Annotated in this window: 15 protein-coding genes; 11 read left to right on the top strand and 4 right to left on the bottom strand. The window is 42.9% G+C overall.

The window, feature by feature from the left end; translation table 11 throughout:
- Nucleotides 1-96 precede the first annotated feature (96 nt).
- Nucleotides 97-942, top strand: a complete 846-nt coding sequence (locus tag L4D74_RS03450; RefSeq protein WP_428750729.1) for a CvfB family protein — start codon at nt 97-99, stop codon at nt 940-942.
- Nucleotides 943-1307: 365 nt separating this feature from the next.
- Here L4D74_RS03450 and rsmF read toward each other — a convergent pair whose 3' ends face one another.
- The 4 genes from rsmF to L4D74_RS03430 form a co-directional block, all read right to left on the bottom strand.
- A complete protein-coding gene (rsmF, locus tag L4D74_RS03445) occupies nt 1308-2726 on the bottom strand; it encodes a 16S rRNA (cytosine(1407)-C(5))-methyltransferase RsmF (protein ID WP_428750728.1) in 1419 nt (472 codons plus the stop codon).
- A 131-nt stretch (nt 2727-2857) separates the two neighbouring features.
- On the bottom strand, nt 2858-5494 hold the full coding sequence (locus L4D74_RS03440) for a PqiB family protein (RefSeq protein WP_428750727.1): 2637 nt from the start codon (nt 5492-5494) through the stop codon (nt 2858-2860).
- Nucleotides 5487-6773, bottom strand: coding sequence for a PqiA/YebS family transporter subunit (locus L4D74_RS03435; protein WP_428750726.1), 1287 nt, complete (start codon nt 6771-6773; stop codon nt 5487-5489). The genes L4D74_RS03440 and L4D74_RS03435 overlap by 8 nt, the downstream gene beginning before the upstream one ends.
- Nucleotides 6774-6817: 44 nt before the next feature.
- Nucleotides 6818-8614, bottom strand: a complete 1797-nt coding sequence (locus tag L4D74_RS03430) for an ABC transporter ATP-binding protein (RefSeq protein WP_428750725.1) — start codon at nt 8612-8614, stop codon at nt 6818-6820.
- Nucleotides 8615-8697: 83 nt separating this feature from the next.
- On the opposite strand from L4D74_RS03430, the gene L4D74_RS03425 reads away from it, so the two are divergent.
- The 10 genes from L4D74_RS03425 to rlmKL all read left to right on the top strand — a co-directional run bounded on the left by L4D74_RS03425 (nt 8698) and on the right by rlmKL (nt 25666).
- A complete protein-coding gene (locus L4D74_RS03425; RefSeq protein WP_428750724.1) occupies nt 8698-9171 on the top strand; it encodes a GAF domain-containing protein in 474 nt (157 codons plus the stop codon).
- Between the two features lie 98 nt (nt 9172-9269).
- Nucleotides 9270-9902, top strand: a complete 633-nt coding sequence (gene proQ, locus L4D74_RS03420; protein ID WP_428750723.1) for an RNA chaperone ProQ — start codon at nt 9270-9272, stop codon at nt 9900-9902.
- Nucleotides 9903-9919: 17 nt separating this feature from the next.
- Complete coding sequence (gene prc / locus L4D74_RS03415; RefSeq protein WP_428750722.1) at nt 9920-11917, top strand: carboxy terminal-processing peptidase; 1998 nt, start codon at nt 9920-9922, stop codon at nt 11915-11917.
- A gap of 163 nt (nt 11918-12080) precedes the next feature.
- Nucleotides 12081-12743 carry a hypothetical protein gene (locus L4D74_RS03410; RefSeq protein ID WP_428750721.1) on the top strand — a complete coding sequence of 221 codons (663 nt, stop codon included), beginning with the start codon at nt 12081-12083 and terminating at the stop codon, nt 12741-12743.
- 143 nt (nt 12744-12886) lie between these two features.
- The gene (gene pepN, locus L4D74_RS03405) at nt 12887-15496 is read left to right on the top strand and encodes an aminopeptidase N (RefSeq protein ID WP_428750720.1); all 2610 of its coding nucleotides are present in this window, start codon (nt 12887-12889) and stop codon (nt 15494-15496) included.
- A gap of 308 nt (nt 15497-15804) precedes the next feature.
- Nucleotides 15805-16023, top strand: a complete 219-nt coding sequence (locus L4D74_RS03400; protein ID WP_265672870.1) for a DUF2835 domain-containing protein — start codon at nt 15805-15807, stop codon at nt 16021-16023.
- Nucleotides 16024-16178: 155 nt separating this feature from the next.
- Nucleotides 16179-21020: an NAD-glutamate dehydrogenase gene (locus L4D74_RS03395; protein ID WP_428750719.1), complete on the top strand. Its 4842-nt coding sequence runs from the start codon at nt 16179-16181 to the stop codon at nt 21018-21020.
- Nucleotides 21021-21233: 213 nt separating this feature from the next.
- Entirely contained in the window at nt 21234-22244 is a 1011-nt protein-coding gene (gene pyrD / locus L4D74_RS03390) for a quinone-dependent dihydroorotate dehydrogenase (protein ID WP_428750718.1), read from the top strand.
- A 205-nt stretch (nt 22245-22449) separates the two neighbouring features.
- Complete coding sequence (locus L4D74_RS03385; RefSeq protein WP_428750717.1) at nt 22450-22995, top strand: cell division protein ZapC; 546 nt, start codon at nt 22450-22452, stop codon at nt 22993-22995.
- A gap of 547 nt (nt 22996-23542) precedes the next feature.
- The gene (gene rlmKL / locus L4D74_RS03380; protein ID WP_428750716.1) at nt 23543-25666 is read left to right on the top strand and encodes a bifunctional 23S rRNA (guanine(2069)-N(7))-methyltransferase RlmK/23S rRNA (guanine(2445)-N(2))-methyltransferase RlmL; all 2124 of its coding nucleotides are present in this window, start codon (nt 23543-23545) and stop codon (nt 25664-25666) included.
- Nucleotides 25667-25670: the final 4 nt, after the last annotated feature.

The following is a 25670-nucleotide window of genomic DNA, read 5'->3' as shown; positions in this document are numbered from 1 at the left end:
GTATTGATACCGTTAAGCATATCAGAACACGCAGAAACTAGCATCTTAAAGCGAGTCAGGTATAATCGCCCGAATAATCCCAATAGAGATAAAATAATGATAAATGTAGGTCAAATGAACCAGCTTGAAGTGATGAAAGAAGCAGACTTCGGGTGGTTTTTAGACGGCAAAGATTATGGTTCAATTTTGCTAACCAAAAAATACGCTCCTGAAGGGGTAAAAGTTGGCGATAGCATTGATGTTTTTCTCTATTTTGATTCAGATAACCAGATTGCAGCGACCACGAATAAGCCTGTAGCACAGGTGGGTGAGTGGGGAATGATGACAATTGAAGGCGTTAACAGTGTTGGTGCATTTGCAAGCTGGGGCATCAAAGAAAAAGACCTTCTGATTCCATTTAGTGAGCAGCGTGGACGCTTGGTCGTTGGTCAAAATATTTTGGTTTATGTTTATACCGACAAAGCCTCTGGGCGTATTGTTGGTACGACTAAATTCAATAAATGGCTCGATAACGTGCCTGCGGTTTACACCACGAACCAACAAGTCGATTTAATCATCGCCGAGCGCAGTGAACTTGGTTATAAAGCCATTGTTAACGGTGAGCATTGGGGCATGATCTTCCAATCGGATGTATTTGGTAAGCTATTCGTTGGTAAACGTCTGAAAGGTTTTGTTAAGCAAGTTCGTGAAGATGGGAAGATCGATCTTAGACTACAAAAGATTGGTACGGCAAAGATGGATGATTTAAGTGAAAGTATTCTGAGTTTGCTTGAGAAGAAGGGCGGATTCTTGCCTTTAAGTGATAAGTCGACGCCAGAAGCGATTTTTACGACGTTTAAAACCAGTAAAGGTACGTTCAAAAAAACCATTGGTGGTTTATTCAAGCAAGGCAAAATCACGATTGATAAAGATGGCATTCGCTTGGTTGGCGAAGACGCGTAATCTTAGCTATCCCCTTTGACCATCCCGATTGTTGGCGTGACAATCGATTGGTTATTGAAAGGTAAGAGCGAAAAAGAGGCCCAAAACTGATCCTGTTTTGGGCCTAGGGGAATGGCTCATGGAGAGCCTACGCTAACTGTTTTAATCGAGTGTTAGTTACTTACTATTAACTGGTTACTCAACGATTAATGCTATAGCTTTATTCGGTGTACTGATGCTAAGCAAGCGAGTTTAAAATGAACCACTTAGTTGATGTGATATCGCTTGTTCATGCCAATGTTGATAACCCCTAAAGTGTAGTACAAAACGGTAAAAAAGCGATATGCACAGCGGTTTTAACAGCACAAAACCGCTATGCCTCTGGGTTAAAACAGATTTTTATCTCTCACTAACTCTCGAGGTAAGCCATTTTTAATCCGGTTGCCTACCCATTTCCCCAACCCAATGACGAAGTGATTATAGCTAACAAAGACTTCTCCAGAACCACTTAAGCCTTCTGGGCGAATATCTCTGCCCATATACCACTCTCTCGCATCAGATTGATTCACCGCGACCGTTTCAGCTTGACTGCTTGCTAGTGATGTCGCAACTTGGTGTTGCCAACGGTAGCCTTTTTTGTGTTGCTCAGCGACCTTGATTCCCATGCGGGAGAAGCGAAACTCACCCAGTAATGGTTCGAGCGCTGTTGGAAATAGCCATATATCGTTATCACGTTTCCAAAGTTGACTATGTGTTGGGAAATCGATGGAGAATGCGGATTTCAGTGACAACGTAGCGGCTTCATTTTCTTTAGACGATAGCTTCTGGAATGGGAATTTACCCAGCCTTTTTTTCACTACTGGCGGAGTTGTAGACACCAGTTTTTTGACTTTGGCAATAAAAAAACCTTCACTATCAAATAATTGAGGGTAAACATGTAAGAAGCCTTCCGTCGTTGTCGCGAGCTTAGCATCTGGAAATAAGTGCTCAAGTGACTCAAACTCAACCGCGTGATCAAACGTATCTCGAAGGTGTTGCATGACTTGTTGGTTTTCTTCGCAGCTCAAAGCGCAGGTAGAGTAGACCAGTGTACCGCCTACTTTTAACGCGTGAAATGCACTTTCGATAAGATCTTTCTGTGTTTCTGCGATGTCATTGGTGGACTCAAGACTCCAGTTTTTCATTGCATCGGCGTCTTTTCGAATTGTGCCTTCACCGGAACATGGGGCGTCTAATAAAATGGCATCAAAGCGTTCTGGTAGCCAGCCACCAAACACGCGAGCATCATAATTACTCAACGCAACATTTCTAACGCCACAGCGTTCAATATTGGCGTGTAGTACTTTGACTCGACTAGAGGCAAACTCGTTCGCGACTAAAATGCCGTTATTATCCATGAGTGCGGCAATCTGCGTTGTTTTTGAACCGGGCGCCGCTGCCATATCTAGCACGGTATCAAAGCTAGCGTGATCGTTGAAAAGGGCGCTTGGAGGAAGCATAGAGCTTGCTTCTTGAATGTAGAATAAGCCTGCCATGTGTTCTGCTGTATTTCCTAGCGGTACTTGACTCTCATCGGCGTCAATCCAAAAACCTTCATTACACCAAGGGATAGCGGTGAGCGACCAGTTATTTTCTTCTGCTCTTGCTAAGAAAGCGTCAACGGTCAGTTTGAGGGTATTGACACGGATACTCTTTCGTAACGGTCTTTGGCAAGCGGCAACAAAGTCATCCATATTTAGATGCTTGGGTAGTTGAGATGCGATGTGCGTTAGAAAGTCGTCAGGGATATAGACGTTAGAGTGCAAAATAGAGCCTGCTGGTTGGAAAGTATTTGCTCAATTATAACCTGAACTGCACTGAACAGAAAACGAAAGCCCGCGTTTGCGGGCCTATCTGTGTGATTTAACAGCGCAGGGCTTTTTGCTGTGAATCTTTTCTAAGGAGCAGGGATTGCAGTTCGCCATTCCTTCCATTTAGGGTCGCCGGATTGATTGAGGTAAAAGCTCTGACCTTCACTGGCTCTTGGCTGAAGTTCAGTCCCTTCAGGCGTTGAAAAAGTCACCCCGCCACGAATTAGGCTATCCATTGTACCTGCTTTAATGCTGGCGCCAGAAAGGCCAATCTGAACATCGACACCCGATACATTCCAAAATACGCTATTGGCGCGAACTAAATAGGCGAACTCTGGCTTTATTTGAAAGGTTGAAATCACTCTATCGGCGAAGGGACCAAGTTCGACGTCTGTTACACGACCAACCTCAAGGTCACGATAGAGAATAGGGGTTCCTTCTTTGATGGAACCTCGGTTTTCGCTTTGCAGTGTAAACTCAATGCCATTCTCAACTTTAGGGAAATCAAAGAGCTTGAATTGCTTTTGTGTTTTGCCTTTTCCCGGTTCAACCGCAATATATTGGGAGACTAGTGCATTCAAATTTTTCACACCACTCAAGCCAAACTCTGGTTTAACTAGCCAAAAATAGGCTTGCGAATTGGCGACTTGCTCTACGTACTCAGGCAGTATTCGAGCGGTAATCTCAACACGTTCATGGGTAAAGTCGGGGAGTGTTAACATGACTTCACCCACTTTCACGCCTTGATATTTAATAGGCATGCCTTTGGTGACTTGTTGGTCCGTAGTTGTGGTGACCAGTTGAACGGAAGCGCCAAATTTTCTCGCGTCATTAAAGTCTTGGTATAATTTCCAACTTTTACCTGTCTTATTTTCTATACCAGGCATAGAGTCAAAGGCGATGCCTCCGTCTATTAGCGTTTTGAGCGGTGCAGCTTTTACGCTAACACCAGACAACGATGCCTCCACTTCTACTCCCGAACGATTCCAAAAAACGGTTTGAGGGGTAATTAAATGCTTGTAGCGATTATCAATCGAGGTGTTGATGTAGACGCCTCCATCGACTAATGAGAAGTCCGTTACACTACCAACTTGCATGTTGCGGTAAAGGATAGGGCTGCCTTCTTGAATTGGCGGTAATTCGTTGGCAAACAGGGCCAGTTTCATTGAGCCTGATTGATTGTGCTTTGCTAATTCCGCTAATGATTTAGTTTGGAATAGCGGGAATTCAACACGCTCTGTCGCTTTACCTTCACTCACAAAACTAATCGAACCGGTAAGTAATTGCTTTGCTGGTGGGACGGTAACATTGAGTCCTGCTTTGGTAAGCTCTGCAGTGGCACTTCCTGTTACATAGAATCGATTTTGGGTTCTAATAAGGTTGCGGTATTCAATATCTACGGCAATGTCCATGGCAACTTGATCGTCGACGAGTTCAACTGAGGTGAGGGAGCCAACAGGAATTCCGCGATATAATACGCTGCTTCCTGGCTCTAAACCGAAAGAGTTTTCCGATAGCAGCCGAATAGAAATGGATTTGGCTTTTACTCGATCAAACTCTTCTTGCTTAATAGCATCGAATTGGCGGGCTTTGCCACCCGTCCCTGGAACGAGTGTTAAAAAGTTGCCAGTAATTAAGTTTGATAGGTTCTCGACGCCTGACAAAGATACTTTGGCTTCTTCGAGTAAGAACAGCGTGCCTTCGTTTAACATATCACTAAAGGCTGGTTCGATAGATGCAGAAGCGATGATGGAATCACGTTCATCATTGAGTGCGAGATTATTTATTTGGCCGATTTCCAATCCTCGGTAAACGATCGGAGAACCGTTAGCTTTCAAATTACTATTGTCTGGCAGTGTTATGGAGATAGGGATACCACGACCAGCCGTTTTTAAATCACGATAGAGTTTAAAAGAGGTGCCTTTCTCGACGGGCGCGCCACTATCTGGTGAGTCAACGGCAATCGCGCCTGCTAGTATGGCGCTTAAGCTTTCTAAACGAATGTCGACGCCTTGGAAGCCAACATTGGCGCCAATGCCACTGACGTTCCAAAAGCGACTCTTGTCAGTAATAATATGGCTAAATTGTTGTTCAATAGAGGCTTTAATGAGTACGCTTTCTGCGTCTTCATCCAGCTTAAAACTGTACACTTCACCGATTGGTATCTTCTTATAGACGATTTTTGAACCGACGGAGATACCACCAAGATCACGAGCTTTGAGTGTGACGGTTAGGCCGTCATTGGCTGCCAGCTCAGCCGGTGCAGTATCCAATGCTTGGAACTTTGTTTTGCTATTGCTGGTCTCTGTTGCCGGATAAATGGAAACATAGTTACCCGACACTAGTGCATCTAGACCAGAAATCCCTGATAAGGATGCAGATGGTTTTACTAGCCAAAACTTAGTGTCTTCGCCAAGTAACTTGGTCGCTTCAGGGTAGATATCGGCATCAACATAGATATTACTAAGGTCTTTGGATAAGTTTATGTCACGGATCATCCCAACTTCTAACCCTTGATACCTAATGGTCGTGCGTCCCGCGATAAGACCTTGGGCATCAGAAAAATAGATCTGAACACGCTGACCTGCATCATGCACGGCTTTTGCTAATAGCCAGCCAGCTAATATGAGAGTCAAAATTGGCAGAATCCAAAGCGGTGAAATCCGACGATCTTTCTTCACTTCAGGGTTGAACGACATAGGTTGCTTAGTCTCGTTACTCATTACCGCTAATACTCGTCTTAGTGTCTAATACAGAAGAGGATGTTGTCTTTTTATCCCATAATAGGCGAGGGTCGAGGCTCTCGGCTGCAAACATGGTGAATATGACAACAATACCAAACGCTACCGCGCCGAAGCCCGGTGTAAAATTAAGAATTTGCCCTCGGTCTACCAAGGTCAACATAATTGATATGACAAAGAGATCGGTCATTGACCATTTACCTATCCATTTTATGATCCGAAAGACGGTCATTTCAAAACGGTGATTGTTCACTTTATCAAATTGTATACAAAAAAGCAGATACCCCAGTCCTAATATCTTCGCCACCGGCACGACAATACTGGCGACAAAGATAATGATAGCGATACCGATCATGTCGTTATTGATTAGGGACGCAACACCAGAGAAGATGGTATCTTCTAATCGTTGTCCATTGGTGATGAGAATCGATATTGGGATTAAGTTTGCAGGCAGAATCGCCACCGATGCTGCGATGAGGTAAGCCCAGGTTTTTTGCAATGAATAGGGTTTTCTATGATGAAGCTTAGCTTCACATCGTAAACAACGGTCGGCCTCTTTTTGAGAAAGGTGGCAACTGTGGCAATGAATCTCTTTTACTGAAGAAGGGTAAGAGATTTCTGGTTTCCATGCCTCCCAGTAGCGCCTAACACTGATGCGACATACAAGCAAAACGCTCAGTCCTTGCAGTAGTACTAAGCTATATAACGCATGACCAATGTAGATGTCGGAATAGTCTTGCAACTTGAAACATGAAATGGCGATGCTAATAAGAAAAACATCTAACATCATCCAGTGTTTACTATGGGTGAGTATGCTTAAGGACCACTTAAGCGTTTTAAACCAGTGAAATCGTAGCGCTAGGTGTGTGGTGAGGACTGCAGTACACATGGCAACAGGTGCAATGGTGTGACAAAAAAGAGTGAGTAATGCGAGACCGGGGTAACCTTCTTGATTTAGTGCTAATACCCCCTCAAATAAGGTGCCTTGAATCATCACACCTACCAATCTGATGGTAATAAAGTCAAAATAGTGAGAAGGAATAAAAAGTAATAAGCAAGTAATGGCAATCGCTAAATTGCCATTAATAGAATGATGTTCACTGCGGTAGAGCTGAGTTCCACAACGAGGGCAGTCGGCGCTATACCCTTTATCGAGGCCGATGACGGCGACTGGCAATTCGCAGCACTGGCATAGCCGCACATTTTGCTGCTGGGGTTGGTTACTTGTTTGTGGATCTTGTGAATTAGAAACAACGCGCATCGTAAACTCCAAAATACGTGTACGATGCGTTCATTTCGCCACGATTAACTTGCGGATTGCACCGAACCATACAGGGTTTGATAGAGTCCCTGTTGTTCAACCAATTCGATGTGGGTACCGGTTTGGGTAACTTGTCCATCTTCCAACACATAAATTAAATCCGCCTGTTTGACCGCAGACAACCTATGCGCAACGATTAGGGTTGTCCGGTTTTGCAAAAAAGCACTTAAAGCAATATGCAAAGCAGCCTCGGTTGAGGTGTCTAGTGCTGATGTTGCTTCATCAAGTATGACAAACTGCGGATTGCTTAATATCATTCTAGCAATGGCGAGCCGTTGTCGCTGTCCTCCAGAAAGACGAATACCATTTCGCCCGATTTCGGTATCGAGACCGTCGGTCAATTTTCTGGTGACATCTTGTAGTTGCGCGACGTCCAGGGCATTCCATATTTCACGGTCATCATAGTGACGTCCGAGCGTCAGATTATGCCTTATGCTGTCATTGAATAGTATAGGTTGCTGTAAAACAACAGCAATTTTATCTCGAATTATGTCAAAACCGATGTCGCGGCTATCAGAACCATTATAATTTATGATGCCTTGTCTTTGTGTATAAACGCCAATCAGTAACTGTATGAGTGTAGACTTGCCACCACCACTAGCCCCAACGAGTGCCACTTTCTTTCCTGCGGGTATCTCTAGCGTTAAATTGCGAAGTACATCTTTATCGTCGTCATAACAAAAGCTCACGTTCTGAATTGACACATCAACCTGTTTACCGTTGTGGAACGGGTTTATCTTACTCACGGTTCTAGCCTCTTCTTCGAGAGCCAACAGTGAGTTAATCCGTGCTAAGGCAGCCTTCGCGCTATACCAAGAAAACTGAATGCCCAATAGTTCTTGAACTGGACCTAGCATGAACCATAGATACCCAAATACCGCGAAGATTTGGCCAATGGTTAAGTCACTAAATAACACCATTACCATAGCAACCGCACGAAACAATTCAAATCCGATGAGAAAGAGAAGAAAGGAGACACGGCTAGCCGCTTCAGATTGCCAAGCGTATTTGTCTGCATTGATACGGATTTGGTCAGCTTGTCCTTTGAGTTGTTGTAAAAATTCACGTTCACGATTTGCGGCTCTTAGTTGATAGATACCGTCAAGGGTTTCAACCAAGCGATTTTGGAATCCTTCAAAGGCTTGGTTTTCTTTCTTCTTAAGGTGTTTAACCATGCCACCTAATTTACGAGAAAAATAGATAACGACGGGGTTGACCAACAAAATGAAAAGGCCTAATCGCCAGTCTAGCCACAGCAGGACAATCGCGGTGCCAAAGACGGTGAGAAAGCTAACGATGAATTTACTAAGCGTCGAACCGATAAACTGGTCAATAGTTTCAATGTCAGTAATTAAATGCGCATTGATGCCACCACTGCCCCTTGTTTCGTACTGACGTATGCTAATGCGGCCCAATTTATCAATCATTTTGCAACGAATTTGATAGGTGATGGTTTTGGACACTAGAGTGAACTGACGACTTTGCAAAATATTGAAGGCTTGACTAAAAGCCCGCATCAGAACAACAAGGATAAGTGTAAGACTGATATAACCAATTGGTGTTTCTAGGGACTGAGGGAGAAGCGTATTCATGTAACTTAGCCCTAAACCGGGTTGATCCAACAACACCTCATCAACCATAAGCGGCATGAGTAGTGGAATAGGGACGCTAATTAATGTGGCAATAATGGCGATTAAATTTGCGCCAATAAGTCGAGACTTGTGAGTTTTTACTTGTGTTATCAACCAAGAGCGGCTAATAGTGTCGTTCGTACTGGTCATATTTATGATAATAAGTCCTATTTAGATTGAGGCATTGTACGTGGATTAGAACAAAATCAAAGCACTATATTAATGGAAATATAATGAATTTAGACAATTACGATCGCCTAGCGAAACAAGCTATTGCACTGACGGAATCAGAAACGGATTTTATCGCTAACCTTTCTAATATTAGTGCACTTCTTAACATGGAGTTAGACGATCTTAACTGGGTCGGCTTTTATCTCATGAAGGACGGTGAATTAGTATTAGGTCCTTTTCAGGGTAAACCTGCCTGTGTACGCATTCCGGTAGGTAGAGGAGTGTGTGGTACAGCAGTTGAAACCAATACGGTTCAGAGAATTGCCGATGTTTATCAATTTGAAGGGCACATCGCTTGTGATGCTGCGAGTAATTCTGAGATTGTGATTCCATTTTCTGTGAATGGTGAAGTGGTTGGTGTATTGGATATAGATAGCCCAAGTATTAATCGATTTTCCGAAATTGACGAAATTGGACTGACAAACTTCATGAGATCTGTAGAAAAGGTGCTCAATTCCCATGCAAACGTGGTCTAAAATCACATTTGCTGGTGGTTTTTCTATAGCAGGTCACTATAATACCAAGAATATTTTTCTTAATGCTTCGCGGAAAACCGCATTAACCAGGAACCCACATGGAAAACACTGAGAAGTTGAAGAACAGCAAAGAAATTATCGCGTATGTTGCTGAATGTTTCCCTAAATGCTTTACTGTAGAAGGTGAAGCGAAACCGCTTAAAATTGGTATATTTCAAGATCTTGCTGAACGCTTGAAAGATGATGAGAAAGTAAGTAAAACTCAGCTACGTGCAGCGTTAAGACAGTACACTTCTTCTTGGCGTTACCTGCACGGTGTTAAACCGGGTGCAGTACGAGTAGATTTAGATGGTAATGCTTGTGGAGAGCTTGAAGCTGAACATGTAGAACATGCTCAAGCAACACTAGCTGAAAGCAAAGCAAAAGTTGCGAATCGCCGCAAAGAGCAAGCTCAAAAAGCGCGTGAAGAAGCGAAAGCTAAACAGCCGAAAGCTAAAAAGCCACAAGCTCGTAAACCACAAAGTAGTGCAAGCAAAAACGCAAAAGTAAGCAAACCTGTTGAAACGCGTGCTTTGAATAACGATGAAATGATCGTAGGCAAAGACGTTAACGTAAACATGGGTAAAGGAAACATGGCTGCGACCATTGTTGAAATCAATAAGGAAGATGTGCGTGTTCAGCTAGTCAATGGCCTACAAATGGTTGTTAAAGCGGAGCATTTGCGCGCTTAAAGGAGAAACTCCTACGCATGAAGTGCCGTTCAAAAGTATCTTTGATTGCTGCTAGCCTTTGGCTAGCAGCGTCTTCAGCTCACGCTTTAGAAGCTAAGTATCAGAAAACTGATATCCCGACTTTAGCTCCAGAAGCACAACATGAAACCGCGAGTAAGCGAGTGACATCTCGCTTTACACGATCTCACTATAAGCATTTCACCCTAGATGATGAGTTTTCCAAGGCGATGTTCAATCGTTATTTGGAAATGCTCGACTACAACCGTAACATTTTTACTCAATCTGATATTGATGGCTTTAATGCTTGGTCGACACTGCTCGATGATCAATTGAAAGCGGGTAACAATCAGGTTGCGTTTGATGTCTATAACTTATCGATGCAGAAACGATACGATCGTTTTGTCTATGCATTATCTCTGCTTGATACGGAGATGAAGTTTGATGTCGATGAAGGTATAGAGCTTGATCGTTCGGAAGCCAATTGGGCTAAAGACGAAGCTGAACTTAATGAGTTGTGGCGTAAACGTGTTAAATACGATGCGCTTAACCTTAAACTTGCCGGTAAGGATTGGGATGAGATAAAAGAGACGTTAGGTAAGCGTTACAATAATGCGATCAAACGAATCACTCAATCTCATAATGAAGATGCTTTTCAGATTTACATGAATGCGTTCGCGCGTGAAGTTGATCCGCATACGAGTTATTTGTCGCCACGTTCTGCTGAGCAATTCCAATCAGAGATGAATTTATCTCTTGAAGGGATTGGTGCGGTACTTCAAATGACGGATGATTATACGATTATTCGTTCTCTAGTTGCTGGTGGCCCTGCGTCAAAAAGTAAACAGCTAGGTGAAGGCGATAAGATTATCGGCGTTGGCCAAGACGGCAAAGAAATTGTTGATGTGATTGGATGGCGACTCGATGATGTCGTGCAACTTATTAAGGGACCAAAAGGAACCAAAGTTAAGTTGCAAATTTTGTCTGATAGTAAAGATGCTAAAGCACAAGTGGTTGAAATTACTAGAGATAAAATTCGATTAGAAGATCGTGCAGTAAAGTCTGAAATCTTTGAGAAGGATGGTAAGAAAATTGGTGTTCTCGAAGTTCCTAGCTATTACGTAGGACTTTCTAAAGATACCGACAAACTTATTACCGAACTTAAAGAGAAAGGCGTTGACGGTATTATTGTCGATTTACGTAACAACGGTGGTGGTGCGTTAACAGAAGCAACCGCAATGACCGGATTGTTTATTGACAGTGGTCCGGCGGTACAAGTTCGTGACAGCTATGGTCGTGTTAACGTTAATAACGATACCGACGGAAAAGTGAGTTACGAAGGTCCGTTAACCATACTGGTAAATCGATATAGCGCCTCGGCATCTGAGATCTTTGCTGCTGCGTTGCAAGATTATGGTCGTGCCATAGTTTTAGGTGAGAATTCATTTGGTAAGGGCACGGTACAACAGCACCGTTCACTAAATCACATCTATGACTTGTTTGATAAAGAATTGGGTTACGTGCAATACACGATTCAGAAGTTTTATCGAATTAATGGCGGTAGTACGCAAAATAAAGGGGTAGTACCTGATATTGCGTTCCCAACACCAATCGATCCTGCGGAAACAGGGGAGAGTGTAGAAGATAACGCACTGCCTTGGGACAGCATTGACCCTGCAAAATACCAAGTGTTACAGCGTAACGACGAGATGATTGCAGCATTAACGAAGAAGCATGAAGCACGAATTGGCTCTGATATGGAGTTTGGATTTATCGCTGAAGATATTGCTAAGTACAACGCCGAAAAAGACGACAAGACATTGTCGTTAAATGAAGCGACAAGGCAAGCTGAAAGTGATAATCATGACGTGCGACGACTTGATCGTATCAATGCTCGCCAAAAAGCGGCGGGAGATGATCTTTTTGCTACGCTAGATGACGTACCAAAAGATTACGAAGTGCCTGATGCGTATCTGGACGAATCAGTTGCCATTATGGTCGACATGATTAAGCAATAGAAACGAATCTGAATAATAAAGCGAGCCTTGAGCTCGCTTTTTTTTGTCCAAAATTTGTGTTCTCAAAGCTGATACTCACCAGTAAAATTTGTGATTTAGATCAAAAAATTTAGCATTCTCGTAGTGAGCGCCTAAGCTTAAGTAAACAGCAAAGGGGAAGCATATGAGATGGATTACTGTGATTTTATGTGTGGTATCGTTTGGCGTATTATCAGATACACGTAAAGACAATAATGATTTGACCCAGTTTGATCAGCCTTTTTTACTGGGTGACTGGTATTTGATAAACCCGACTCCAGAAGAATCGCCCGATGCATTTCTGGCGATTAAGCTTTCCCTCGACTCGAACTACTCGTTCAATATCGATATTCAAAAACAAGACTACAGTATTGAACATTGGGAAGGTTTGTTTACGGCCAATGAAGATACCATTATTTTGGGACTGAACAGCGATGAACCGCAAATCTATAACTATAGTGGCAATCATCATATGCTGAACTTAAATGGTGTCGTATTTACAAAAGCGTTACCGAATGCGCTTGCGGGAATTTGGTCATCAACAATCGTGACGGGGGATGACAAACATGCTAACGACATTGCTAGAATGGATTTGGTGTTGCAGCCTGACTTTGTGTTTACCTTCCGAGTGAGTTCAAACGAAGGAAATGAAGCAATACACAGTGGTGTTTATTACACTGAAGATAATCATATTGTATTGCTTTATCCCGACGGTGAGCATGATGCTACTTACACTTTGAACCAAGATGAACTTACGTTAGAAGTTGAAGATGGGGATATGTTTGCGGTACTTAACCGGATTCGTTAATGCTAAGCCACACGGTCACCAAAAAAACGTCAATATTAATTGGCGTTTTTTGCGTTAAGGATCTGCAATCAGTTGATACATGGGGTTATAATCGTTCGGTATTTACAGCGACAATGCTAATTATAACAAATAAGGACTAAAGGATGACGGAGTCAGCACCTAAAGCCAAATACCGTAGCGATTATCAATCGCCTTCTCATTTTATCTCAGATGTAAACCTAACTTTCGATCTTCACGAACGTGAAACTCATGTGACAGCGATCTCTACTGTTAAGCAAAATACAGACTCAACGACTTTACTTCTAGATGGTGAAGGTATTGAACTGGTTGCCGTGTATATCAACGGTCAAGCGTGGCCTGATTACAAGCAGTTAAAATCAGGTCTTGAACTATCAAACTTACCTGCTGAGTTTGAGCTCAAAATTGAAAACAAGATTTCGCCAATTGCCAATAGCGCACTGGAAGGCTTGTACTTATCTGATGGCGCATACTGCACACAATGTGAAGCCGAAGGTTTTAGACGCATTACTTATTTTCTAGACAGACCAGATGTACTGGCTACCTACACGACAAAAGTCATTGCCGATAAAGTGGCGTTCCCACACCTACTTAGTAATGGTAATAAAGTAGAAGAAGGTGAGGTGGATACGCAAAGACATTATGTGGTTTGGCAAGATCCCCATCCTAAACCATGTTACCTATTTGCTTTAGTCGCTGGCGATTTTGATGTGTTGCGCGACCAGTATACAACGCGCTCTGGTCGTAAAGTTGCACTAGAGATTTTCGTTGATAAGGGCAATCTAGATCGAGCAAATCATGCCATGGTGTCATTGATTAATTCGATGAAGTGGGATGAAGAACGTTTTGGATTAGAATACGATCTCGATATTTATATGATTGTTGCCGTCGACTTTTTCAATATGGGGGCGATGGAGAATAAAGGCTTAAATGTTTTCAACTCCAAGTTCGTTCTAGCCAATGAAAAGACGGCGACAGACACTGACTATTTAGGGATTGAGGCTGTTATCGGTCATGAGTATTTTCATAACTGGACCGGTAACCGAGTCACCTGTCGAGACTGGTTCCAACTAAGTTTAAAAGAAGGGCTAACGGTATTTCGTGACCAAGAGTTTTCTTCAGATCTCGGCTCCCGTGCTGTCAACCGCATTAACAATGTTCGAATCATTCGTGGTCCTCAGTTTGCAGAAGATGCAAGCCCAATGTCTCATCCTATTCGCCCAGAAAAAGTTATTGAGATGAATAACTTTTATACCTTAACGGTATATGAGAAGGGTAGTGAAGTAATTCGAATGATGCATACTTTGCTAGGTGAAGAGAAATTCCAAGCGGGAATGAAGCTTTACTTTGAGCGCCATGATGGAACTGCGGCAACGTGTGAAGACTTTGTCTGTGCCATGGAGGATGCGTCTGGAATCGATCTTAATCAATTCCGCCTTTGGTATAGTCAATCTGGTACGCCAACCGTTAGCGTGAAAGCGGATTATGATGTAAACGCGCAAACATATGCGTTAACGCTTACTCAATGTACGAAACCAACACAAGATCAACAGGAAAAACAAGCGCTACACATTCCATTTGATGTAGAACTGTATGATAGTGAAGGAAATATTTTAGAGTTACAGTGTAACGGTAGTGCGGTAGGAAACGTTTTAAGTTTTACTCAACAAGAGCAAACATTCGTCTTTGAAAATATTGATACCGAACCAACGCCATCAATGCTGAGAGAGTTTTCAGCGCCAGTAAAACTGGAATTTGATTATTCAGATGAACAGCTCGCATTTTTAATGATTCATGCTCGAAATGAATTTGCTAAATGGGATGCTGGACAGATGTTGCTGGCAAAGTATGTTAAATCAAACGTTGAAGCAGTATTAAACCAGCAAGCGATTACCTTGCCAGAGCTTGTTATTGATGCGTTTAGAGGGGTGATCTTAAACGATCAGCTTGATCCTGCGTTTATTGCTGAAGTACTTTCACTGCCTAGCTTTAATGAGGTTGCAGGTTGGTATGATATTGTATCAGTCGATGCGGTTTGTGATGTGCTTAAAGGCGTAAAACACATTATTGCCTCTGAACTAAAGGATGAACTGTCAGCTACGTATCATTCTCTGGGTCAGCAAGATTATAGCGTTAATCATACTGCGATAGCGAAACGAGCACTGCGGAACCTCTGCTTACAGTACTTGGCGACAATGGAAGAATATGCACCTCTAGTGTCTAATCAGTTTGATGTTGCAAACAATATGACGGATACGATTGCCGCGATGGTGGCTGCCAACAGTAGTTCTCTGCCGATTAGACAAAACCTCATGGATCGCTATAGTGAGGATTGGAGCCACGATGGCTTGGTTATGGATAAATGGTTTGCGTTACAGGGATCAAATCCAAGTGACAATGCACTTGAAAATGTTAAAGCGTGTATGTCACATACAGCGTTTAGCTTGAGTAACCCAAACCGAGTGAGAAGCTTGATAGGTTCGTTTCTTAATATGAATCCGCGCCGTTTTCATGATAAGTCGGGCAGTGGTTACCAGTTTGCTGGTGAAATTCTGCGAAGTCTTAATGAATCGAACCCGCAAGTTGCATCACGATTGATCGATCCTCTACTCAAATTCAAGAAATACGATGCCAAGCGCCAAGCGCTGATCATTGTTGAGTTAGAAAAATTGAAAGCGATGGATAATCTCGCCAACGATCTGTATGAGAAAGTGACGAAGGCGTTAGACGCTTAGGTTGTAATACTTAAATCTTAATAAATAGGTCTTAAATATCTAAATCATTGAAATTTAGGACCTTGAATTATAGCCACTTGACCACAGCGGATACGCAAAAATTAGGCAAATCATCACTACTGTATATTTAAACAGTGGTGATGGTTTTTATCAGATAACAGCGTGTATTTGTCTAATGTTGGTGCATGTTTATACGGTTTACGTAGTAGAGAGTAGTGAAGGGTAGTCATTCACTTTTAATCGCGACAAATCGACGAATTAACAATGACTGTGTTTATATACAGTGTTTTGGTAGGGCAAGTTTTCACATGACTCATTATCATTTTTCCGTGAATATTCGTTATCAGGCATTTATAGAGCATTACACTGGGCATGCTGCGAACATTTTGGTCGTTACAGAAAGTGGACTAAAGCTCCAATTACCCGCGGCTCGTTTCCGCCCATATTTAACACAAATAGGTATAAAAGGTCGCTTTAGATTGACAACTGACCACAACAATAAATTTCTACGGTTAGATTCACTGTAATTTGTCGCTTTGCTAGCAAGATAAATAAGTACATCAGTCACACTATCAAACTTTTCTCTCCAACTTATTCCAAATTTTATTAACTCTTTATCAATAAAGCTTTTACAATAAAAGCAAGCCTATCCCCCAATAAAAATAGAAAGTGGAGCGTTACTATGACCACGCGCGAACCCGTTGTCCCGGTTCTTCTGGAGAAAGTTTACAAATTGATTGAGTCGAAGCTTGAGAGCTCGGCGCAACCATTAGTAACCAAACTCGCCAAACATATCTTGAGCAATGTGTCCCCAGATGACTTGCTACAAAGAAATGAATCCGATTTGTATGGTGCTGTCATCAGTCTTTGGCATCACCTTAACGAAAAGAAACACGATGAAATCTCGGTCAGAGTCTTTAATCCAGCGGTGAGTAAACATGGCTGGCAGTCAACACATACCATTGTCGAGATTGCGGTTCCTGATTCTCCATTTCTTGTCGATTCCGTCAAAATGGCGCTCAACCGACTTGATTTAACTTGTCATATTACGTTGCATGGTCCTACTCAGTTTGAACGTGACGAGAAAGGACAAATCACTTCGGTCAATGAGAAGAAAGGGCATCTACAGTCTATTTTCCATATTGAAGTAGATCGCTTAAGCGATAAGCAAGAAATGACGGCATTGAAAGAAGAGTTAGTCACTATATTTGAAGATACAAGTTTGGTGGTTAACGGTTGGGAGCCGATGTCGCAGAAGCTTAAGGCGATCACTAAAGATCTACTTAAGAATAAAGCGATGTTGCCAACAGAAGATGATCGTTTTGACGAGACCATGGCGTTCTTGCAGTGGTTAGGCGATCATAACTTCACCTTTATGGGCTACAAAGAGTTTGATTTGGTTCAACTAGATGGTGAGTCAATTCTTAAGCCGACAGAAGAAAAAGGTTTAGGGCTGTTTTCTAGTGAGCAACGTGTTCGCGCGGTTAAAATTTCGGACTTTTCAGATTCAGCCAGGTTAGAAGCGAAAAAGCCTTTCTTATTGATTCTTACTAAGGGTAATAAAGCAAGCCGGATACATCGTCCAGCGTATACCGATTACATTGGTATAAAAAAGTTCGATAAAGATGGAAAAGTTATTGGTGAGCATCGCTTCACTGGACTATATACCTCAGCAGTGTATAACCAAAGCGTGTCAACGATTCCACTTATCCGCGAGAAAATGGAGCGTATTTTAGCCTCAAGTGGTTACCGTAGTGGTTCATACTCATATAAAGCACTAAGAAACATTCTTGAAAATTACCCCCGAGATGAACTGCTTCAAGCAAAAGAAGAAGAATTGCTTGAAATCGGGATGGGTGTCGTTCAAATGCAAGATCGCGATTTGATCCGATTGTTTGTGCGCCGAGATCCATTTGGTCGCTTCTTTAGTTGTATGGTGTATGTGAGTAAAGATCGTTACAACACTCAACTTCGAAAAGATACACAGCGGATCTTAAAAAGCTACTTTGGCTGCGAGCAAGAAGTCGAATTCACCACCTATTTTTCTGAAAGTCCGTTAGCTCGAACGCACTATATAGTAAGGGTTGATAACAACAACATGGATGTCGATGTAAAAGCGATCGAACAAAACTTAATGGAAGTATCTGCCTCTTGGGATGATCGTTTATCGGAAGCGATTGTCGCTAACTTTGGTGAAAGCAAAGGCCTACCGCTATCAAAAGTCTATTCACGTGCATTCCCTCGTTCGTATAAGGAAGACATGATGCCAACGTCTGCTGTTGCAGATATAGAGCGTCTAGAAGCGTTAAGTGAGAGTAACAAGTTAGGGATGTTGTTCTATCGCCCACAAGAAGCGGCGGCAGATTCAAAAGAAGTTAAATTGAAGCTTTATCATCGTGATGAGCCCATTCATCTCTCCGATGTAATGCCGATGCTAGAGAACCTTGGACTTCGTGTTATTGGTGAGTCGCCTTATGAAGTCATTAAGAGCGATGGCGGCAGCTATTGGATTCTTGATTTTGCCATGCTTCACAAGAGTGAAACAGTGGTCGATCTTCGAGAAGCTCGCGATCGTTTCCAACAAGCGTTTGCTTCTATTTGGGCTGGTGACCTAGAAAGTGACGGCTTTAACCGTTTAGTCTTGGGTTCAGGATTAACAGGTCGAGAAGTTTCTATTCTACGTGCCTATGCGCGGTATATGAGACAGGTTGGCTTTCCGTTTAGTCAACACTATATTGAAGACACGCTTAATCACTATCCGGAAATTGCAAAAGACTTAGTTGAACTTTTCTCTCAACGATTTATGCCGTCGTTGAAAGGCAGTAAGAAGGGTCAGTTACGCGTTATCGACAAAATTGATGTTCAGTTAGATAAAGTGGAAAGTTTAGATGACGATAGGATTATTCGTCGTTATGTCGAGATGATTTCTGCAACGCTGCGAACCAACTATTATCAGAAAGATGACAAAGGACTTCACAAGCCTTGGTTATCACTTAAATTGCAACCTTCTAAGATTCCAGATATTCCAGCACCTGTGCCAGCCTTTGAAATATTTGTTTATGCCTCGGATATTGAAGGGGTGCATTTACGTGGTGGTAAAGTGGCGCGTGGTGGATTACGTTGGTCCGATCGTCAGGAAGACTTCAGAACAGAAATTCTAGGGCTAGTGAAAGCGCAACAGGTGAAAAACACCGTTATCGTTCCTGTTGGTGCAAAAGGAGGCTTTGTTTGTAAGCGTCAACCTCAACTCACATCTCGTGATGAAATCTTTGCTGAAGGCCAACGCTGTTACAAGCAGTTCATTCGCGCGTTGCTAGATGTTTCCGATAATATCATTGAAGGCGAGGTGGCTCCGCCTAAGAGTGTGGTACGTCATGATGAAGATGACCCATACTTGGTAGTTGCTGCGGATAAGGGGACAGCGACATTCTCTGATTTAGCCAACTCAGTCTCGGCAGAATACAATTTCTGGTTAGGTGATGCGTTTGCATCGGGCGGGTCAAACGGCTATGACCATAAAGCAATGGGCATTACGGCGAAAGGTGGCTGGGAATCGGTTAAGCGTCACTTCCGTGAAATGGGTATCGACTGCCAAAATGAAGACTTTACTGCTATAGGTGTAGGTGACATGGCTGGGGATGTATTTGGTAACGGTATGCTGTTATCGAAACATATTCGTATGCAAGCCGCGTTTAACCATATGCATATTTTCATTGATCCGAATCCAGATTCAGCATCAAGTTGGATCGAGCGTAAGCGCTTGTTTGATCTGCCGCGTTCAAGCTGGGAAGATTATGATCCTAAGTTGATCTCAGTAGGTGGTGGGATATTCCCTAGGAAAGCAAAATCGATCACGCTGACTCCAGAAATCCAAAAGATGATCGGCACTAAGAAGAGTTCAGTGACACCAAACGATCTCATTAAGATGCTTCTGTCTATGCAAGTGGATCTTTTGTGGAACGGTGGTATTGGCACTTACGTCAAATCATCAGCAGAAACGCATACCGATGTCGGTGACCGTGCGAACGATGTACTACGCATTAATGGCAGTGATTTACGAGCAAAAGTGGTCGGAGAAGGCGGAAACCTTGGTATGACACAGCTAGGCCGTGTGGAGTACGCACTCGCTGGTGGTCGTGTTAATACCGACTTTGTCGACAACGTTGGTGGTGTAGATTGTTCAGATAATGAAGTGAACATTAAAATCTTCCTGAATAGCTTAGTATCTAGCGGCGATCTAACGATCAAGCAACGTAATCAAACACTCGAAGCGATGGAAGATGAAGTGGGTGAGATTGTTCTCGATGATGCTTATTGCCAAGCTGAATCAATCTCCGTGACCGAATACCAAGGTGTTCCGTTAATGAAAGAGCAGATCCGCTTCATTCATACATTGGAGAAAGCCGGTTACCTTGATCGAGGGCTTGAATACATTCCTGCTGATGACGATTTACTCGAGCGAGAAAAGCAGGGCATCGGTATGACTCGTCCTGAACTGTCGGTATTAGTTGCTTATGGCAAGATGGTATTGAAAGAACAGCTGGTAGTGGATGAAATAGCCAATGATCCTTATCATAATCAACAGCTTACGCAATACTTTCCATCACTGTTACGCCGTAACTATATTGATAGTATGCCAAGTCATCCGCTTAAAGCTGAGATTATTGCCACAGGCCTAGCAAACCAAATGGTTAATGAAATGGGCTGCAACTTTGTGACTCGCTTGCAAGAAGAAACGGGAGCGACGGTTGTTGATATTGCCAATGCTTACGCTGCATCAAGAGAAATTTATGGTTTTGCGTTTACGTTTGAGCAAATACGTAAACTGGATAATATCGCGACTTCCGAGGCTCAATACGAATTGCTCTTTATCGTGAGACGTACGTTACGTCGCTTAGCGAGATGGATTTTACGTAACCGCCCTGGAAAACAGTCGGTTGAGCAATTAGTGGCACGTTATCGAGATAACGTCATTAAGATTGAGCAGAAACTTGAATCATGTCTCGTAGATGAAGAAGTTGCAGAGCATAATGTTCAGGCTCAAGGCTGGATAGAAAGCGGAGTTGATAAAGATCTCGCGAGCTATGTCTCAAGGTTATCGAGTCTATTATCTGCGGTGGATATCTCTGAGATAGCGGCGGAAGCAAACTATGATGTTGAACAGGCTTCTAAATTGTACTTCCACCTCGGAGACCGTCTATCGTTGCATTGGTTCCTTAACCAAATTAATGGCCAGGCGGTAGACAATAATTGGCAAGCACTTGCAAGAGCCGCATTTAGAGAAGACCTAGATTGGCAACAGCGCCAATTGACTGCGCAAGTTTTGAAGTGCGGTTGTGGTGGGGAGGGTCAAGACGTGATCCTGTCACTTGATAACTGGATGGAGACAAACGCGGTTAGCTTACAACGTTGGGACAATATTCTTAACGAGTTTAAAGTTGGTAGTGTTCATGAATTTGCCAAGTTCTCTGTTGCATTGCGAGAGTTGAGTTTACTTAACCTCAATTGTGCGACGAGCCTCTAAATACAAAGAAACGTGCTACACCGTTAGCTAAGCGCCCAAATAGGGCGCTTTTTTTATGTCGATGTCTATTTGGTGACGCGGTCACTTAATAATTGCTTACTTATTCTGCTAAACATTTGCTTTTGGTAAATAAAAGCGAATTCTCAATTGCAAGTTCAAACGTTTGCGTCAATAATACCTCCCCGTTTACACGGGTTATCTATCGGAGGCACAATGCTTTACCGTCTTGCCAGAACTGGCTTTTTTCAACTTGATGCCGAAAAGGCTCATGATCTCGCTATTCAAAATTTTAAGCGCTTTACCGGCACTCCTCTTGATTTAGCTTATCGTCAACATCTCCCAAATCGTCCTGTCGAATGTATGGGCTTAACGTTTAAGAATCCAGTTGGCCTTGCCGCTGGCCTCGATAAGAACGGTGAGTGTATTGAAGCATTTGGTGCGATGGGGTTTGGTTTTGTCGAAGTAGGGACGGTAACACCTCGTCCACAATCTGGTAATGATAAACCGCGACTGTTTCGTCTTGTAGAGGCGGAAGGCATTATTAACCGGATGGGTTTCAACAACTTAGGTGTTGATAACTTAGTCGAAAACGTTAAGAAAGCGAAGTACGACGGCATTATCGGCATCAATATTGGTAAGAACAAAGACACACCAATTGAAAAGGGTGCAGAAGACTACGTTATCTGCATGGAAAAAGTGTATGAGCACGCGGGTTACATCGCAGTGAACATCTCTTCGCCTAATACTCCAGGGTTACGTTCTCTGCAGTATGGGGAAGCACTTGATGATCTTCTTAGTGAATTAAAAGCGAAACAAGCTGAGCTGGCAGAGAAGCATAGCAAGTACGTGCCGCTGGCGTTAAAGATTGCTCCGGATCTTAGCGATGATGAATTACAGCAAATCTGTGACTCATTGATTAAGAATAAGATTGATGGTGTTATCGCAACGAATACCACACTAGATCGTTCAATTGTCGAAGGCATGAAGCATGCGAATGAAGCTGGTGGCTTAAGTGGTCGTCCAGTCCAATCACGTAGTACTGAAGTCGTTCGTTTGCTAGCTAAGTATCTTGACGGTCAATTGCCGATCATCGGCGTTGGTGGTATTGACTCTTATGTTTCAGCAAAAGAAAAGTTAATGGCTGGCGCTGAATTGGTTCAAGTGTACTCTGGTTTTATCTACCATGGACCAAAGCTTGTTAAAGAGATCGTCAAAAACCTGTAGGGCACATACTGACTATATCGGTTAGAGGCCCATCAATATGTTCATATATTGATAGTTCTGTCCAAGTTGCAACCATTGAGAGGGGGAATAGTTTTCCCCTTTTTTTTTGTTCAATCGTTTGTAGAATTAGAGTCAACTGACCAAAAAGGTAATTAAGCGTTTTACCTAACAGTCTGATTATTCTTTAGTTATAAGAGACGGAACGATGCTTAAACCCAGCGATACATGGATCTGGTATATGGATGAGGATGAGAATTCTCTGATGCTGGATTTGGGAGATGAAATGGTTTTTAAAACCAATCTTTCCCGTAAACTCTTAGTTGAGTGCGCGATGGGTCAGAATAACTTCACAGTTGATGACGCGTCCGCGTTTCAAATCTATAAAGACCAAATTGCGAACCTAGACCTCTCTGAGCCGCGACAAGCAGAGCTAGCGCTATACTGCGTTGCCGCGAAGCGCTTTCATAAGCCAGTACAGCCTAAGAGTTGGTTCTTCGACCATCAAGATGTTTCCTTTCAACCTGAAGAAGGTGAATTGGTCAGGTTAACCAACCAATACTCTTCTGGTTTCTTTATTGTGTTGGAAGTAGGGGAAAGCGCGAGTTTATGCGCCTTAGTTGATTTAGACCCATTCAACTTGACCTCAAATAAGGACGTTCAGTTCGGGCAAAGCATTAAAGTGATGCATGATAGAATGGCTTCTGCTCATTCTTACATGACGTCACTACAACCAATCGCACTGGTTGGTTAGACGGCGTAACAACGCCATAAGAGAAAGCAGTGGTGCTTGTCTCAAGAACATGACAGTGTTCAAGCGATAAAAGTCGGCCTACGGGTCGATTTTTTTTGCCTATGTTTCCTCAGTATCAACGCAATCTACATTATTCCCACTCGTTTTTTCCTATCTCTTAGAGCGTTGCTCCTACAAGATTTTGACTATCAACAAAAATTAACCAGAAATTTACGATAAAAAATGAGCAAATACTGAACGGGAAAATACCATTTGGCCACTATAAATTCCTCGTTTATGTATATTTGTAAGTAACTTTCAGTCGTAAATTCATTCTGGTGTAGTCCAGATTTACAGTGAATAAGTAGTCACTATCGCTGAGTGGTATGTAATTAGGTTTGATTTCAGTTGCGTGTATCACGTTCTGTTAAATGCATGGTGTTAGTTTTCAGTTGACTAAAGCTTGCGCAAATAAACGAGAATCCTAATGAAAGCGACTTGTTTGGTTAGTGGGATGGCGCATTATCAGGTATAATTGGCACCATTTTTCCGCAGTCAGACATACACTATGAATCAATATCTTGCCGTTACTTCAAATGGGCTGGAAAACCTACTCGCCCGTGAACTTGAACAACTTGGGATTGAAAACGTCAATCCAGTTCAGGCTGGAGTGAAATTTAAAGCGACCAATGAGCAGATCTATCGTGTTTGCCTGTGGAGCCGATATGCTTCCCGCTTCGTTAAAGTTCTTGCTGAATTTACCTGCCAAGACGACATGGATTTGTATTTGTCTGCGTCTGCTGTGAATTGGGTTAATCATTTCCATAGCTCTAAGAAGTTTATTGTCGACTTTAACGGTACTAACCAAGAAATTCGTAATAGCCAATATGGTGCGATGAAGGTGAAGGATGCGGTAGTGGACTGCTTTAATAAAAGAAGCCTTCCGCGCCCTAACATCAGCAAAGAAAGTCCTGATATTCGTGTCCACGTGCGTCTGCATAAAGACAAAGCTATTCTCGGCCTTGATATGGTAGGGTCTGGATTACATCAGCGTGGTTACCGTACTGAAGCAGGTCGCGCACCTTTACGTGAAACCTTGGCCTCAGCAATCGTTGCTCGAAGTGGTTGGACCCAAGGTGATAACATGCTTGACCCAATGTGTGGTTCAGGCACGTTGCTTATTGAAGCGGCGATGTTAGCGGCGAATATGGCACCGAGTGTAAAGAGAAAAAGCTGGTGCTTTGAATCGCACGAAGACTTCGAACCAGAACTGTGGGCTGAGATAAAATCAGAAGCGAGTGTACAAGGTCGACGCGGTGTCAAAAAGACTGACAGCAGGTTTTGGGGCTTCGATAATGACCCTCGGGTACTACAAACGGCAAAAGATAACGCCCGTCGAGCTGGTGTCGATAGTTTGATTACGTTTGAGCTAGGCGACGCGAGCAAATTGACCAAACCTGAGGGTTTCGGAGAAGGCGTTGTTATTTGTAACCCACCTTATGGTGAGCGTCTTGGTACTGAGCCTGGTCTTATTGCACTTTACACTGAATTCGGTAACCAACTAAAAATCGAGTTTGGTGGAAGTAAAGCGTCTATCTTCTCTAGTTCGGATGACTTGTTAAGCTGCTTGCGCATGCGTGCTGATAAGCAGTTTAAGCTAAATAATGGTGCGTTACCGTGTCACCAAAAGAATTACTCAATTTCGGGTCGTTCACCGGAGCAGCTTGCAGAAAAGCGTACCGACCAAGTTGTCGCGCCAGACTTTACCAACCGATTGAAAAAGAACTTGGCAAAAATCGCCAAATGGGCGAAACGTGAAGAACTAGATTGTTATCGTATCTATGATGCGGATCTTCCGGAGTACAACGTGGCTATCGATGTCTATCAAGACCACCTTGTTATTCAAGAATACGCTGCGCCAAAAGATATCCCTGAAGAAAAGACTAAGCGTCGTTTGACGGACATTATTCGTGCAAGCATTAACGTGACGGGTATTGAAACCAACAACGTTGTGATCAAAGTGCGAGAGAAGAAGAAGGGTTCTTCCCAATACAACAAGTTGGCGGCGAAATCTGATCGCATGGAAGTGAATGAATACGGTGTTAAGTTAATCGTTAATCTTCATGACTACTTAGATACGGGTTTGTTCTTAGATCATAAAATCACTCGTCGTAAGCTTGGTCAAATGGCAGCGGGCAAGGATTTCCTTAACTTGTTTGCGTACACGGGCTCTGCTTCTGTTCACGCAGCAGTAGGTGGTGCGAAGTCCACAACGACAGTCGACATGTCTAATACCTACCTTGAGTGGGCAAAAGAGAACATGCAATTGAATAAACAGGTGGGTAGTCAGCATCAGTTTATCCAAGCCGATTGTCTACAGTGGTTAGAAAATGCCAATAGCGATTATGATTTGATTTTCATCGATCCACCGACATTCTCGAATTCAAAGCGAATGGCGCAGTCATTTGATGTACAGCGTGACCACGTTATGTTGATGGAAAACTTAAAGCGTTTGCTTAGAACGGATGGCACCATAGTCTTTTCCAATAACAAGCGTTTGTTCAAGATGGATCACGATGCATTGGCAGAAATCGGCCTAGAGGCGAAGAATATCTCAGATAAGACGTTGCCACTTGATTTCTCACGTAACAAACACATTCATAACTGCTGGCTTATTACTCACAAGAGCTAAGAGA

This window comes from Vibrio cionasavignyae (genome assembly GCF_050337155.1).
GTDB lineage: Bacteria > Pseudomonadota > Gammaproteobacteria > Enterobacterales > Vibrionaceae > Vibrio > Vibrio nomapromontoriensis.
The sequence above is the reverse complement of the archived record's forward strand: the minus strand, read 5'-3'. Positions and strand labels throughout refer to the sequence as shown.